Annotated in this window: 16 protein-coding genes; 5 read left to right on the top strand and 11 right to left on the bottom strand. The window is 62.7% G+C overall.

Annotation, left to right across the window (positions count from 1 at the left end; translation table 11 throughout):
* Together Q319_RS28815 and Q319_RS0119795 are read right to left on the bottom strand one after the other, a co-directional pair.
* On the bottom strand, positions 1-244 hold a 244-nt coding region (locus Q319_RS28815; RefSeq protein ID WP_245619395.1), incomplete at its 3' end, for a DUF6444 domain-containing protein.
* A 511-nt stretch (positions 245-755) separates the two neighbouring features.
* Positions 756-2,009: a 3-isopropylmalate dehydratase large subunit gene (locus Q319_RS0119795; protein ID WP_029484163.1), complete on the bottom strand. Its 1,254-nt coding sequence runs from the start codon at positions 2,007-2,009 to the stop codon at positions 756-758.
* A gap of 205 nt (positions 2,010-2,214) precedes the next feature.
* Here Q319_RS0119795 and Q319_RS0119790 point away from each other — a divergent pair, with 205 nt between their 5' ends.
* The 4 genes from Q319_RS0119790 to Q319_RS0119775 all read left to right on the top strand — a co-directional run bounded on the left by Q319_RS0119790 (position 2,215) and on the right by Q319_RS0119775 (position 6,876).
* Positions 2,215-2,739, top strand: a complete 525-nt coding sequence (locus tag Q319_RS0119790) for a cation:proton antiporter regulatory subunit (RefSeq protein WP_051655593.1) — start codon at positions 2,215-2,217, stop codon at positions 2,737-2,739.
* A gap of 65 nt (positions 2,740-2,804) precedes the next feature.
* Positions 2,805-3,986 (top strand): cation:proton antiporter, encoded by a 1,182-nt coding sequence (locus Q319_RS0119785; protein ID WP_029484161.1) that lies wholly within the window; start codon positions 2,805-2,807, stop codon positions 3,984-3,986.
* A gap of 264 nt (positions 3,987-4,250) precedes the next feature.
* On the top strand, positions 4,251-6,299 hold the full coding sequence (locus Q319_RS0119780) for a M3 family metallopeptidase (RefSeq protein WP_029484160.1): 2,049 nt from the start codon (positions 4,251-4,253) through the stop codon (positions 6,297-6,299).
* Between the two features lie 70 nt (positions 6,300-6,369).
* Positions 6,370-6,876, top strand: a complete 507-nt coding sequence (locus Q319_RS0119775; RefSeq protein WP_029484159.1) for a CAP domain-containing protein — start codon at positions 6,370-6,372, stop codon at positions 6,874-6,876.
* A 71-nt stretch (positions 6,877-6,947) separates the two neighbouring features.
* Here the strand turns inward: Q319_RS0119775 and Q319_RS0119770 are convergent, their stop codons facing one another.
* The 9 genes from Q319_RS0119770 to Q319_RS0119730 all read right to left on the bottom strand — a co-directional run bounded on the left by Q319_RS0119770 (position 6,948) and on the right by Q319_RS0119730 (position 11,908).
* Complete coding sequence (locus tag Q319_RS0119770) at positions 6,948-7,361, bottom strand: VOC family protein (protein WP_029484158.1); 414 nt, start codon at positions 7,359-7,361, stop codon at positions 6,948-6,950.
* A complete protein-coding gene (locus Q319_RS0119765; RefSeq protein WP_034415978.1) occupies positions 7,358-7,567 on the bottom strand; it encodes a helix-hairpin-helix domain-containing protein in 210 nt (69 codons plus the stop codon). The genes Q319_RS0119770 and Q319_RS0119765 overlap by 4 nt, the downstream gene beginning before the upstream one ends.
* Before the next feature lie 108 nt (positions 7,568-7,675).
* On the bottom strand, positions 7,676-8,170 hold the full coding sequence (locus Q319_RS24905; RefSeq protein ID WP_051655592.1) for a dihydrofolate reductase family protein: 495 nt from the start codon (positions 8,168-8,170) through the stop codon (positions 7,676-7,678).
* 1 nt (position 8,171) lies between these two features.
* Positions 8,172-8,720, bottom strand: coding sequence for a DUF4287 domain-containing protein (locus Q319_RS0119755; RefSeq protein ID WP_029484156.1), 549 nt, complete (start codon positions 8,718-8,720; stop codon positions 8,172-8,174).
* 16 nt (positions 8,721-8,736) lie between these two features.
* Positions 8,737-9,678 (bottom strand): YdeI/OmpD-associated family protein, encoded by a 942-nt coding sequence (locus Q319_RS26520; RefSeq protein WP_081846193.1) that lies wholly within the window; start codon positions 9,676-9,678, stop codon positions 8,737-8,739.
* A complete protein-coding gene (locus tag Q319_RS0119745; RefSeq protein ID WP_245619391.1) occupies positions 9,675-10,205 on the bottom strand; it encodes a dihydrofolate reductase family protein in 531 nt (176 codons plus the stop codon). The genes Q319_RS26520 and Q319_RS0119745 overlap by 4 nt, the downstream gene beginning before the upstream one ends.
* 17 nt (positions 10,206-10,222) lie before the next feature.
* Positions 10,223-10,768: a dihydrofolate reductase family protein gene (locus Q319_RS0119740; protein WP_051655591.1), complete on the bottom strand. Its 546-nt coding sequence runs from the start codon at positions 10,766-10,768 to the stop codon at positions 10,223-10,225.
* 262 nt (positions 10,769-11,030) lie between these two features.
* Positions 11,031-11,558 carry an SRPBCC domain-containing protein gene (locus Q319_RS0119735; RefSeq protein WP_029484152.1) on the bottom strand — a complete coding sequence of 176 codons (528 nt, stop codon included), beginning with the start codon at positions 11,556-11,558 and terminating at the stop codon, positions 11,031-11,033.
* Positions 11,555-11,908, bottom strand: a complete 354-nt coding sequence (locus Q319_RS0119730; protein ID WP_029484151.1) for an ArsR/SmtB family transcription factor — start codon at positions 11,906-11,908, stop codon at positions 11,555-11,557. Before Q319_RS0119730 ends, Q319_RS0119735 begins: the two co-directional genes overlap by 4 nt.
* A 175-nt stretch (positions 11,909-12,083) precedes the next feature.
* Between Q319_RS0119730 and Q319_RS29190 the strand changes: the two genes are divergently transcribed.
* The coding region (locus tag Q319_RS29190) for a DUF6444 domain-containing protein (protein WP_425388003.1) at positions 12,084-12,275 on the top strand (192 nt) is incomplete at its 3' end.

Raw genomic sequence — 12,275 nt, 5'->3', positions numbered from 1 at the left:
AGCCGCACTGCCCAGTGACCGGGAGCGTCCTGATTTCATCAGGATGCTCACTCATTTTGAGCGTCTTGCCGGGATGGCCACGTTGCCCGCCAGAAGAGCGGTTGCTCTTCTGGCGCTCACTCTTGGGGACCCACGGTTTGTCCTGGCTGGGCGGTTGGCTAGAAGTTCGGCTTGTGGCGGCAAGGCGAGCTTCCAGGGTCAGCAATCGCAGTTCAAGCTCGTCAAGGCGAGCTTGAAGGATCAGGCAATTGGGGCAAAGAGCGTTCTTGATGCGCCTACTCTATCTGATTCCACTCCGCAAGTCCCCCTGCTGAGTAGTTACCTGGATATCAGATGTACAGTTTCTCCAAATCCTATAAATATAGATAGCTTTTCTGAAGTTAGATGCACTTTGAAGGTTGAGATATATCCACCTTTAGATGAAGTAATTCCTATAAATCTTGGGTCGCCTGGCGCGGGACATAGCATTGCGACAAGTTGCGAAACTCTGGAGACTACTTTGGAGGATGGAGTGCTGAAGGCGGATGTGGTTTTCACCTTCGGTGAACTACCAGAATTTTTCTTTGAAGAAGGGTATACTAGCGGTAATGGGTATATTGTTAATGTTGGCGATGCTTTTGGATATCGTAAACAATTCTACTGGACAACGCTTGTCAATATTAATTTTAACCCCACTAAACAGGGATAAAATCCTAAATTCTAAAAAAGCTTGAATTGTTTATGAACGCATGAAATTATCGTCAGTTTCCATATTTTCATGCTGCCCCCACATCCCCCGGTAACGCAATTCTTCCCATCACTGCCGTTGCCGCTGCCACAGCGGGCGAGGCCAGATAAATCTGCGCGTCCTTGTCGCCCATGCGGCCTATGAAATTGCGGTTGCTGGTGGACACGCAGACCTCACCCGGCGCAAGCACGCCCTGATGACGGCCCATACACGGGCCGCAGCCCGGCGTGCCCAGCACCGCCCCGGCGCGTTGCAGGGTCAGCAGCGTGCCGTCTTCCATCGCCGCTTCCATGACCTGCGAACTGGCCGGAATGACCAGCAGGCGCGTGCCGGGGCTGACCTTGTGGCCTTTCAAGACGGCAGCGGCGGCGTGCAAATCCTCCAGCCGCCCGTTGGTGCAGGTGCCGATAAAGACCTGATCCACCTTGAGGCCGCGCAACTCGGACACGTCATGCACGTTGTCCACCTCGCTCGGGGCGCTCATGCGGGGGTTCAGGACGCTCAGATCGAGTTGGATGTGCTGGACATAGGTTGCGCCATCGTCGGGGTAAACCCAGTCCGGCACGTCGTACATGGTCAGGATTTCGCCGCCGGGGACGACGAGGCCCACTTTCGCGCCCGCCTCCACACACAGGTTCGCCAGGGTCATCCGTTCGCCGCGTGTGAATCGGTCCCCGGCATGAATCTCGATGCTCTGGTACGTCGCGCCGTCTGCTCCCAGCGTGCGGATCATCTCCAGCGCGACATCTTTGGCACTCACGCCGTCTCTCAATTCGCCCGTGAACGTCACCTTCACGCTTTCTGGCACCCGCAGCCACGTTTTGCCGCTGGCGGCGGCCAGGGCGATGTCGGTTGCGCCCATGCCCGTGCCGAAGGCGGCCACCGCGCCGTAGGTGGTGCTGTGGCTGTCGCTGCCCAGCACGATCCAGCCGGGTTTGGCCAGCCCCTCTTCCATCAGCACCTGATGACAGATGCCGCGCCCCACGTCGAACAGGGCCACGCCCGTCTGGGCAGCGTATTCGCGGGCCTCTTTCTGCGCCTGCGCCACGCTGACAGTGCTGGCCGGGGCCACATGGTCCACCACGATGGACACGCGCTCTGGGTATTTGGGCAGGGCTTCCAGATCCTTTTGCATGCGCTCGATAAAGCTCTGGGCAATCGAATCCACCACCATCACCTGATCGACTTCCACCACGGCGAGGTCTCCGGCATACACGGTCTTGTCGCCGCGCCGGGAGAGGATTTTCTCGGCCATCGTCTGGGGCTTGCTGGCGGACATCATGGGGCTATTGTGCCCTCTGTACACAGGAAACGGCGTGAGCTTGACTGGAATACGTGGCGCAGGCTTTTCAGATGAGAGGTGTATATCGATCCAGCAACTGCACGTCTCCTCTGGCAGAGAGGGAGCTTGACAGAAGCGGCCTGCCACAGTCTCCAAAGCGACCCACTCCCATTTCACGGCCTCCAGAAAGCCCTATCCTCAACGGATGGTGAAGCTGGATGAAACCTCCCTGCCCGGTGTGGGGATGCGCTACGACTTTGATGGCAGATTTGGAAAACGCGTGGGCGTGATTACCCACCGTGACGGGCGGCGCGAGCTGTTCGTCTCCCTGCGGGAAGACCCCGACTCCTGTGCCCAGAGCATCGTGCTGGACGAGAAGGAGTCGGAGGTGGTGGCCGATCTGCTGGGCGGCAGCACCGTGACCCGCCGGATGGCCCAGAGCATGCAGGACATCGAGGGTCTGGCGATGGACTGGCTGCCGCTGACTGAGGGCACCCCGTTCAATGGTCAACCGCTGGGCAGCACCATGCTGCGCACCCGTACCGGGTCCAGCATCGTGGCCGTCATGCGCGGCGGCGGGGCCATTCCCGCACCGGGGCCGGAATTCATCCTGCGCGCCGGGGACACCGTGGTGGTGGTGGGCACCGCCGAGGGCGTGACCCGCGCCGCGCGGCTGCTGAACGGCGAGCCGCTGGAAAAACCCGCCAAAGCGCTGGCTGTGGCACCGTAATTCACCGCCTGCAACTCATCCTCCGCTTCGCAGCTTTGCAAGTCCCCGCACCGAGGAGGTGAACCGTGGAACTGGGCCAACTCTTCCTGGAACTGGGCGGCGTGATCTTTCTGCTGGCCCTGGTGGGCCGCGCCGCCGGACGCCTGGGCATCACCCCCATTCCGCTGTACCTGCTGGCGGGCATCGGCCTGGGCGCGTTCATGTCGCTGGGCAACGCCCCCGAGGAATTCATCCACACCGGCGCGGAGATCGGTGCGGTGCTGCTGCTGTTCACGCTGGGACTGGAATACACCAGCGAGGAACTCAGCAACAACATGAAGGCCAACCGGCAGATCGGCATCATCGATCTGGCCCTCAATTTCACGCCGGGGCTGATCGCGGGCTTTCTGCTGGGCTTTACCCCGATGGCCGCCGTGCTGCTGGGCGGCGTGACATACCTGACCTCCAGCGGCATTGCCAGCAAGATCCTGCGTGATCTGGGAAGGTTGGGTAACCGCGAGACACCTGTAATTCTGGCTGTGTGTGTGATTGAGGACGTGGTGATGGCCGCCTACCTGCCGGTGGTGGCCGCGCTGCTGATCGGTGGCACGCTGGTGGCGGTGGGTGTGAACCTGCTGGTGGCGCTGGCCGCCTTCGGGCTGGCCTTCTTTCTGGCCCTCCGATACGGCCACGTGCTGAGCCGCGTGATGAATGTTCCCAGCGACGAGGCATTGTTGCTGGGCGTGCTGGGGCTGGTGCTGGTGGTGGCCGGGGCCGCCGATCTGCTGAAGGTCAGCGCGGCCATCGGCGCGTTTCTGGTGGGCATCGCGCTCTCGGGCGAGGTGGCGGACCGGGCACGGCGACAGATCGAGCCGCTGCGTGACCTGTTCGCCGCCGTCTTCTTCGTCTTTTTCGGGCTGCAACTGAATCTGGCCGAGGTTCCGCCTGTTCTGCTGCCCGCCGTCCTGCTGACCCTGATTACCGGGGCCACCAAATTCGCGGTGGGCTGGATCGGGGCGGGGCGTGCGGGCGTGCAGATTCGCGGGCGCTTCCGGGCCGGGACCACCCTGATTCCGCGCGGCGAATTCAGCATCCTGATCGCGGGCCTGGGCCTGGGTCTGGCTCCCAGCCTGGGACCGCTGGCCGCCGTCTACGTGCTTCTGACCGCCATTCTGGGGCCGGTGCTGTCGCGCTTCGATGCCCAGCTCGCGCCGCTGCTGGACCGCAAAAAACCGGAAAAGCAGGCCCCCGCCCCTGGGCCGACATGATACGAACTCCGATTGAGAGGTGTTGGAAACACCTGGAAATCCGAACGGGCGTCCAAGCGTCCTCTCTACGAGCTGTACCAGTCATGGGCGCTGCTCTGGACAAGACAGTGAGCAGGAGCAAAACGGGTTCCGGGCGTGGAGTGCGGGAATCGGTGCTGTCCCGATTTCTGCGCGAAATAGACGGAACCCGTATGAGGTCCGCATGACCGGACGCTCTGCGACTTTCTTCTGAGACCGGACTGCACCACTGTTTATACTCGGTGTATGAACCCTGCAAGTGTCATGACGGAGAACCCACTGCTGAACGTGGGTTTCCGCGTTCCCTTCGATCAGATCAAACCAGAACACGCCGAGGCCGCTGTAGACCAGTTGCTCTTGGAGGCCAACGAGCGCCTGGAACGCCTCGCCAAATCCGGTGAGCGCGGGTTCCAGGGCTTCATGGCCGACCTGGACACCCTGACCGAGCAGCTCGGCACCGTGACCACCATCGTTCACCATCTGGACGCGGTGGTCAGCAGCCCCGAGTGGACGGCGGCCAAGCAGGCGATCCTGCCCAAGACCAGCGAGTTCTACACCAACCTCAGCCTGCATCCTGGCCTGTGGGCGGCGCTCAAGGCGTTTGCCGCAACCGACGCCGCCGCAGGGCTGGACCCGGTGCGCGCCCGGCACCTCAAGCTGACCATCGACGACTTCAAGCGCGAGGGCGCAGACCTGAATGACGCCGACAAGGCCCGCCTGCTGGAGCTGAACACCCGGCTGGCCCGCGTGACCAGCGACTTCGGCAAGAACGTGCTGGACGCCACCGCCGCCTACGAACTGTACGTGGAGACAGATCGGCTGGCGGGCGTGCCGCAACGTGTGCAGGATGCCACCCGCGAGGACGCCCAGGAAAAGGGCAAGGACGGCCACCGCCTGACCCTGCACCAGCCGATTACTACCCCGCTGATGACCTATGCCGATGACCGCGAACTGCGCCGGGAGATCTGGGAAGCGCAGCAACAGGTGGGCAAGCAGGACGGGCGCGACAACCGCCCACTGCTGGGTGAAATCCTGAAACTGCGCCGCGAGAAGGCCGGGCTGCTGGGCTTCGCTAACTTCGCCGATTACGTGTTGCAGGACCGCATGGCCGGAGGCGGCGAGACGGCCCTGAACTTCGAGCGCGATCTGGAGGCCCGCACCCGCCCCGCCTACGAACGCGAGAATGACGAGCTGGAAGCCTTCTACCGCAAGCACGCCGGAACCGACGCGCCCGCCCTGGCCGCCTGGGACGTGGCCTACTGGGCCGAGAAGCAGCGTCAGGCCCAGTACGACTTCGACGAGGAGGCCCTGCGCCCCTACTTCCCCCTCGACAACGTGCTGTCCGGCCTGTTCGAGATCACCCGCCGCGTGTTCGGCGCTTCAGTGAAGGAAGCGCAGGCTCCCGGCTGGCACCCCGAAGTGCGCTATTACGACATCCAGGACGAGAGCGGCACCCACGTCGCGTCCTTTTATACCGACTGGTTCCCGCGCGATACCAAGCGCGCCGGGGCGTGGATGAACGGCTTCATCACGGGCGGCCCCCGCGAGGCCGGCGTTGATCCGCACCTGGGCCTGATGTGCGGCAACATGACCCCTCCCGGCAAGGACACCCCTGCGCTGCTGTCTATCCGTGAGGTGGAAACGGTGTTCCACGAGTTCGGCCACCTGCTGCACCACGCGCTGTCCACCGTGCCGATCAAGTCGCTGAGTGGGACCAGCGTCGCCTGGGATTTCGTGGAACTGCCTAGCCAGATCATGGAAAACTGGGTGATGGAGCGTGAGGCGCTGGACCTGTTCGCCCGCCACTATCAGACCGGCGAGGCGCTGCCCCAGGATCTTTTCGGCAAAATGATCGCCGCCCGCAATTACCGCGCCGCCAACACCTCCATGCGCCAGTATTCGTTTGGCACAACCGATCTGATGCTGCACGTCGAGTACGATCCGGCCAGTGACGCGGACCCGGTGGCAGCAGCCCGAGACAGCATGGCCCGCTTCGTGCCGTACCCGCTGCCCCAGGACTACTCGATGGTGGCGTCCTTCAACCACCTGTTCTCCAGCCCGGTGGGCTACGGGGCCGGGTATTACAGCTACAAGTGGGCCGAGGTCTTGGATGCCGACGCCTTCTCGCGCTTTGCCAGCGAGGGGATTTTTAACCGCGACACGGGCCGCGCCTTCGTGGACAGCGTACTGAGCCGGGGCGGCAGCGAGGATCCCGCTCAGCTCTACCGCGAATTCATGGGCCGTGACCCCGACGCGGACGCCCTGCTGCGCCGCAGCGGTCTGCTGCCCGCGTAAATTCCGCATCTGGCAACCCGGCTCCCGGTTTCAAGGGTGAGCCGGGTTGCTTTTGCGTTATTCTGCGCCGATGGTCAAACGCGCCCTGCTGCTCGCCTGCGCCCTGCTGTCTTCATGTACCGTCCCCGCTGTTCAGGCCCAGACCTATACGCAGGCCCCTATCCCGGAGGCGCAACTTCTGGCGCGCCTGAACGGGGTCCGGGCGCAGGGCGTGAACTGTCCGGGCAGTGGGCGGCGGCCCGTGGCCGGAGCCTTGAGCTACAGCGCGCCACACGCCCAGGCCGCCCGCCTTCAGGCTGTGGATATGGGCGCGTCTGGAGGCGTAAGCCACACCGGGCAGAATGGCAGCACGCCCCGCATCCGCGCCGCCAGCACAGGGGTCAACGCCACCAGCGTCACCGAGATCGTATATCTGGCGGCTGGCCTCGACACTGAACAGGCCCTGAGCTGGTGGCTGGGCAGCGCCACCCACTGCTACTGGATGACCGAGGGACGTTACACCCACGCCGGGGCCAGTGTGGTGAGGGGCCCGCGAGGCACGGCCTACGTGATCGTGCTGAGCAGCCAGCCCAGATAGCCGATTCATATGGGTTGCGTCTGGAACGCGGCAGAAATCAGGATAGCCCCTAGAGTCCTTACGAGAGTTCGTTAGGCCCGCGCGTCAATTTGCTGGATGGCCCAGCCGTTTCCATCCGGGTCTTTGAAGAAGATGAAACCCGCAAAGTTCAGGGCGTCGTCTTCCGTGGCGTGGCGCGCACCTGCCGTGCCCATCACCTGAACCGGGCCGACCTCCACGCCGCGCCCCTTAAGCTGTGCGTGGGCAGCGCGTAGATCATTAACCACCAGTTGCAAGCCCTGGAGCGAACCGGGTTCCATTCTTGCCAGCCCTGTTCCCAACACAATGGAACAGCCCGAACCCGGCGGCGTGAGTTGCACGATGCGCCGCGTTTCGCCCATACGGGTGTCGTGGTCCACCTTGAAGCCCAGCCCGTCCTCGTAGAAGGTGCGGGCGAGGTCAATATCAGTCACGGGAACAACGATGACTTCCAGGGTCCAGTTCATTTCCTCTCCTGTGCAAAACCCAGACCCGCTGCCGTCAGAGCTGCCCGCAGTGGTCCCAGCGCTTTCGGCCCCAGCCCATGCAGGGCCAGAATTTCCTTCTCGGTATGGGCGGCGAGTTGCCGGGGTGTGTCCATGCCTGCCCCAGCCAGGGCGCGGCGGGCCGGGGCCGACAGACCGGGTGGAGGCCAGGGGGCAGGCGCGGTCATTGGGCTTTCTCGCGGGTCATGGAGGAGCCGCCGGGCCACTGTGCTGAACGGCGTACCGCAGGGCCACCACGCCCGCCTGAAAGGGCCGGGATTCCAACAGGATCAGCTTCATGTCCTGCCCGGCCCAAACAGCGGGGTGCCGCCGCCCAGCACCACTGGATTGAGATAGATCAGGTACTCATCCACCAGTCCCAGCCGCGCCAGCACATGCACCAGCCGGGGGCTGCCGAAGACCATCAGCGGGCCGCCCAGCTTTGCCTTTTGCTCCCGGACGGCCTCAGCCACGTTCTCGCGGATCAGGGTGGTGTTGTTCCAGTCGGCCCGGTCCAGCGTGCGGGAGATCACCAGTTTTGGAATGGCCTCCACCCAGGCCAGGTGTGCGCGGTCACGCGGCGTGCTTTCGGGATTGCCAGACACGGTAGGCCAGTAGCCCGCCATCATGCCGTAGACCACGCGCCCGTAGACCGCTGCGCCAATTTCCCCAAGCCGGGCGTCCACATCGCCCGCGATTTCAGGCGTCACGTTGGCCCAGTTCAGCTCACCATTCGGCCCGCAGGCGTAACCGTCCAGACTCAGGTGGGTGAAGGAGACGAGTTTGCCCACTTTAATCACCTCCCTGGTACGCCGCCCGCAGCCACTCCACAACCTCGGCATCTACCCCCGCCAACTCCGTGATGCGGACGCGGTGCGTGACCATGCTGTTCCAGTTTCCGGCTGCCTCAAAACGTTGGGTAGCCTCTGTCCCCTTGCGTTTGATGCCCAAGTCCAGGCGTCCGGCCCCCGGCTGTACGATGGCAAACTTCTTGCTGCCGCGCAGCAGGCTGACATAGCTCTCGGTGGGGGCAATGTCCACGTCCTCGCCGAAGCCCTGCACGGTTTCCAGCAGCGCTTCATAGAGCGGCCTCCACATTGCCTTCTTGCCACTGAATACGGCGTCCACCTTGTCGGCTCTGGGCGTCTTGAAAGCATCCGGTTTCAGCAACGCGCCCGCGACGGCGGTGGCGTGGCCGTGGCCCAGTTCGAACTCGGCCTTGAGCCACTTCAAGACCTCGCCGTGCTTGCTCAGTCCCTTCTCTGCGGCCAGGATGCGGAAATCGGCCACAGTTTTGCCTGTTTGTGTTTGCACGGTGTCCAGATATGCCTGAAATGACATGGGTTCTCCTCCTCTTCTACAGCGGCCCGATCCATTGCCGCACCAGGGCTTCCAGGGCCGCCTGCTTGTCCTGGATATCTGCCGGGGTGAGAAAGGTCATCACACCCCGGTCTTCGGCCACCCACCTCATCAGGCCGGACGGATCAGCCACGTCCACCTTCATGGGCAGCGGTATGGCCCTGACCTTTGCGCCGGTATGGAAGACGAGCTGAATCGGCTGCGTCTGAGTTGTATGGGTCTGAATGGTTTGAGTGTGAGTGGTCTGCGTCTGAATCTTCTGGGTCTGAATCGGCTGGGCAGGCCCGAGTCTGAAGGTGGCAAAGTGCTGGACAGTGCCGTGCTGTACGGTGAAAAAACTCAGACTGTTCCATTTCACGCCTTCGTGAATACGTGCGTCTGCGCCCAGGATGATGCGGCGGAGCGCCTCAATCTCCGGCTTGCGCGCGTGAACGAGACCGCCCATAAACGCACTGGCCTCCGTAGCGTCCCTTCCCAGCTTCGTTACCTCGTTCTTCGTCAGCGCCGCGATGGCCCCGTCAATCCGCCGCTGACGGGTTTCAGGCGTTTTGGCTCCCTCCACCGCCAGGGTGTGCTGACGCTGGCGGCTGTAGGACAATGCCTCGAAGCGCTGTTTGGCTGCTGCGTTGGCATCCAGCGCCGCTTGTAAATCGTCTGGCACGCTGACTTCACGGGGTTCGGTGTCCAGTTCCAGTGTCACGTCCAGCACGTCTCCGGCCTGTATGCCCGCCCCGGCGCGGTGTTCGGCGCTGACCGGAAGCATGAATTTGCCGCCCCGCACGGCAACGGTGCTGCGGTAGGCGCACTCGCCAAGCCGCACATGTACCGCAGGCTTCTTGCCCGCGCCCAGGCGCTCGATGACTTCCGGCGGGACTTCCAGGCCGGTGGCGTTCTTGCCGCCCAGGAGCAGGGTGGCCTGGAATGTCAGGGGGCCGCTCATGCCTTCGCTCCCAGCACATAGCTCAGCCGCACCACGCCGGAGCTGTAGGTCTGAGAATCAACCAGCTTCAGCCCTGCACCCTCCGCCCCGAACAGGCGTTTGCCACTGCCCAGCACGACGGGATAGACCAGCAGATTCAACTGATCCGCCAGACCGCGTTCCAGTAAAAACCGCGCCAGTTCGCCGCTGCCGTACACCAGAATGTCTCCGCCTCCCTGGTTCTTGAGCCTAGTGATTTCCTCGGTGACGTTCTCGCGGATGAGGTGCGAGTTGTTCCAGGCGACGGCCTGCAAGGTGCTGGAAACGACGTATTTGGGCAGGACATTCATCCGCTCACCAAACTCCCCGGTGTCGGTGGCCGTCGGCCAGTAGCCAGCGAAGCCCTCGTAAGTCACGCGGCCCAGGAGCAGAGCGCCGCTGCTGAACAGCTCCTCGCGTTTAAAGAGGCCGATTTCCGGGCTGGCGTGGCCTGCCTGCCACGGCGTCGGTTCTTCCATCACGCCGTCCAGCGTTACAAATTCTGTCACGATCAGTTTCCCCATTCTCAGCTCCTCAGCCGGTAGGTCAGGTGCGTGGCGTGGGCCGACTGCACCACCCGCACCCGCTCCATGCGCGTGATTTCATCCAGTTCTCCGAACAGCCGCAACCCGCCGCCCAGCAACACGGGGGCCACATGCAGTTGGAGTTCATCCACGAACCCCGCTTTCAGAAATGCCTGCGCGGTCTGTGCGCCGCCCGCCACGCAGATGTCCTTTTCCCAGGCGGCGGCACGGGCCTGTGCCAGTGCGCCCTCCATTCCCTCCGTGACGAAGATGAAACTGGCCCCGCCGCGCTCCACCGGGGGCAGAGGCGTATGCGTCAGAATGAAATGCGGCACCCGGTATTCGGTGTCGAAGCCGTCAGGCGCGGTGCCAAAAGCCGTGTGTCCCAGGATCATCGCGCCGATGCGGTCCAGCAACTCACGCTTGATGGCCCCGGCTGCGCCCTCCTGGGCAAAGTACCAGTCGTGCAACCCGGCGTCCTCGCCCTTCGGCCCAGCGATAAAACCGTCCAGCGAGACCGCCAGATCAAGGAAAACGCGCCCCATCATTTCCACTCCTGCTGTGACGTGTGCGCTGCAAATGGCATGGATCTGGTCATGGGGTGTCCTCCTGGCCGGTGTGGATAGACATGGCACGGCAAGTGAATGGAAACAGCCTTATTTTTCTTGCATAATTAGTATATAACAGAATATTATTGGAAAGCAACCCTGATTACACAGTGAAGAGAGGTGGCAGGAGCGGGGCAGTTTGGGGGCGATTGACCGCTTCTCAAACTGCTCCGCTCCTGTTGACAGCGTGGAAGCGTCTGGCTCAGCCTGCCTGGGGTTCGGCCAGATGTTCCGCCAGGCGGTCCCAGGTTTCGCTGATGCCCTGGAGCATCCCCATGTCCATCACGGTCTTCAGCGCGTCCTCGCTGCCGTATACAGAGCGGCTGACCACACGGGTGCCTCCCGCCACTTCTTCAAATGTCAGGATGGCCTGGGTGGTGGGCAGGTCCGCATTGATTTCGCCCGCAGCATCCGAGAAATAGTCGGTGTAGACCAGCCGCTCGGGGGCCACGATCTCGTCGTAGACGCCCAGACCCCACGATTCCATGCCGTAGAAATCGCCCTGTGCCCTGTCCACGCACTTCATGCAGTAATGCCACTTGCCGCCGGGGCGCAGGTCCACCGTGCAGTGCGTGAGTTCCCAGCCGCGCGGCCCCCACCAGTGGCGCAGATGGTCAGCCGCCGTGAACGCCTCGAACACAAGGGCGCGAGGTGCTTTGAAGGTGCGCTCCAGAACGAGTTCCTTTTCATTCTCCACTCTTGAGGTCATTGCGGGCGAGGCACTGGTCATGATTCATCTCCTGATTTGAGTGAGAGGGCGTCCGGTTTCTGCTCCTGAAGCTTTTGAAGGTAGTCGTCCAGATTGTCAAAGCGTTCCTGCCACAATTGCCGGAAGTTGGCAAGCCACTCGTCCAGTTCCTGGAAGGCTTCGGGCCGCAGGTGGCAGATGCGGCGGTTGGCGCTGGCCTGCACGTCGATGACCCCAGCGTCGCTCAGCACCCGCAGGTGCTTGGAGGTCTGCGGCTGCCGCATGTTCAGGCGGACGGCGATCTCACCCACCGTGAGCGGTTCCTGGCGCAGCAGCTCCACCATCTGAAAGCGCTGCGGATCAGCGAGGGCGTGAAAAGTCGCGGTATTCAAGGCTGGGCGGTTCACCTCCTGTTTGAGTGAATCAAGTATTCCATATTTAGAATATTCTTGTCAAGACATATTCGAGGACCACAATTTGCGACGGCATTTAGAGAAGGTGTTCCGTTGATGCCGCGTAACTACTCAGCAGGGGGACTTGCGGAGTGGAATCAGATAGAGTAGGCGCATCAAGAACGCTCTTTGCCCCAATTGCCTGATCCTTCAAGCTCGCCTTGACGAGCTTGAACTGCGATTGCTGACCCTGGAAGCTCGCCTTGCCGCCACAAGCCGAACTTCTAGCCAACCGCCCAGCCAGGACAAACCGTGGGTCCCCAAGAGTGAGCGCCAGAAGAGCAACCGCTCTTCTGGCGGGCAACGT

The sequence above is a fragment of the Deinococcus marmoris DSM 12784 genome, from assembly GCF_000701405.1.
GTDB lineage: Bacteria > Deinococcota > Deinococci > Deinococcales > Deinococcaceae > Deinococcus > Deinococcus marmoris.
The sequence above is the reverse complement of the archived record's forward strand: the minus strand, read 5'-3'. Positions and strand labels throughout refer to the sequence as shown.

What these genes read in the sequence shown, in the direction of transcription:
- Q319_RS0119765 (WP_034415978.1), bottom strand. Translation starts at nt 7,567, where the DNA reads ATGACCGCGCCTGCCCCCTGGCCTCCACCCGGTCTGTCGGCCCCGGCC.
- Q319_RS0119780 (WP_029484160.1), top strand. Translation starts at nt 4,251, where the DNA reads ATGAACCCTGCAAGTGTCATGACGGAGAACCCACTGCTGAACGTGGGT.
- Q319_RS26520 (WP_081846193.1), bottom strand. Translation starts at nt 9,678, where the DNA reads ATGAGCGGCCCCCTGACATTCCAGGCCACCCTGCTCCTGGGCGGCAAG.
- Q319_RS0119770 (WP_029484158.1), bottom strand. Translation starts at nt 7,361, where the DNA reads ATGAACTGGACCCTGGAAGTCATCGTTGTTCCCGTGACTGATATTGAC.
- Q319_RS0119790 (WP_051655593.1), top strand. Translation starts at nt 2,215, where the DNA reads ATGGTGAAGCTGGATGAAACCTCCCTGCCCGGTGTGGGGATGCGCTAC.
- Q319_RS0119795 (WP_029484163.1), bottom strand. Translation starts at nt 2,009, where the DNA reads ATGATGTCCGCCAGCAAGCCCCAGACGATGGCCGAGAAAATCCTCTCC.
- Q319_RS0119775 (WP_029484159.1), top strand. Translation starts at nt 6,370, where the DNA reads ATGGTCAAACGCGCCCTGCTGCTCGCCTGCGCCCTGCTGTCTTCATGT.
- Q319_RS0119740 (WP_051655591.1), bottom strand. Translation starts at nt 10,768, where the DNA reads ATGATGGGGCGCGTTTTCCTTGATCTGGCGGTCTCGCTGGACGGTTTT.
- Q319_RS0119735 (WP_029484152.1), bottom strand. Translation starts at nt 11,558, where the DNA reads ATGACCAGTGCCTCGCCCGCAATGACCTCAAGAGTGGAGAATGAAAAG.
- Q319_RS0119755 (WP_029484156.1), bottom strand. Translation starts at nt 8,720, where the DNA reads ATGTCATTTCAGGCATATCTGGACACCGTGCAAACACAAACAGGCAAA.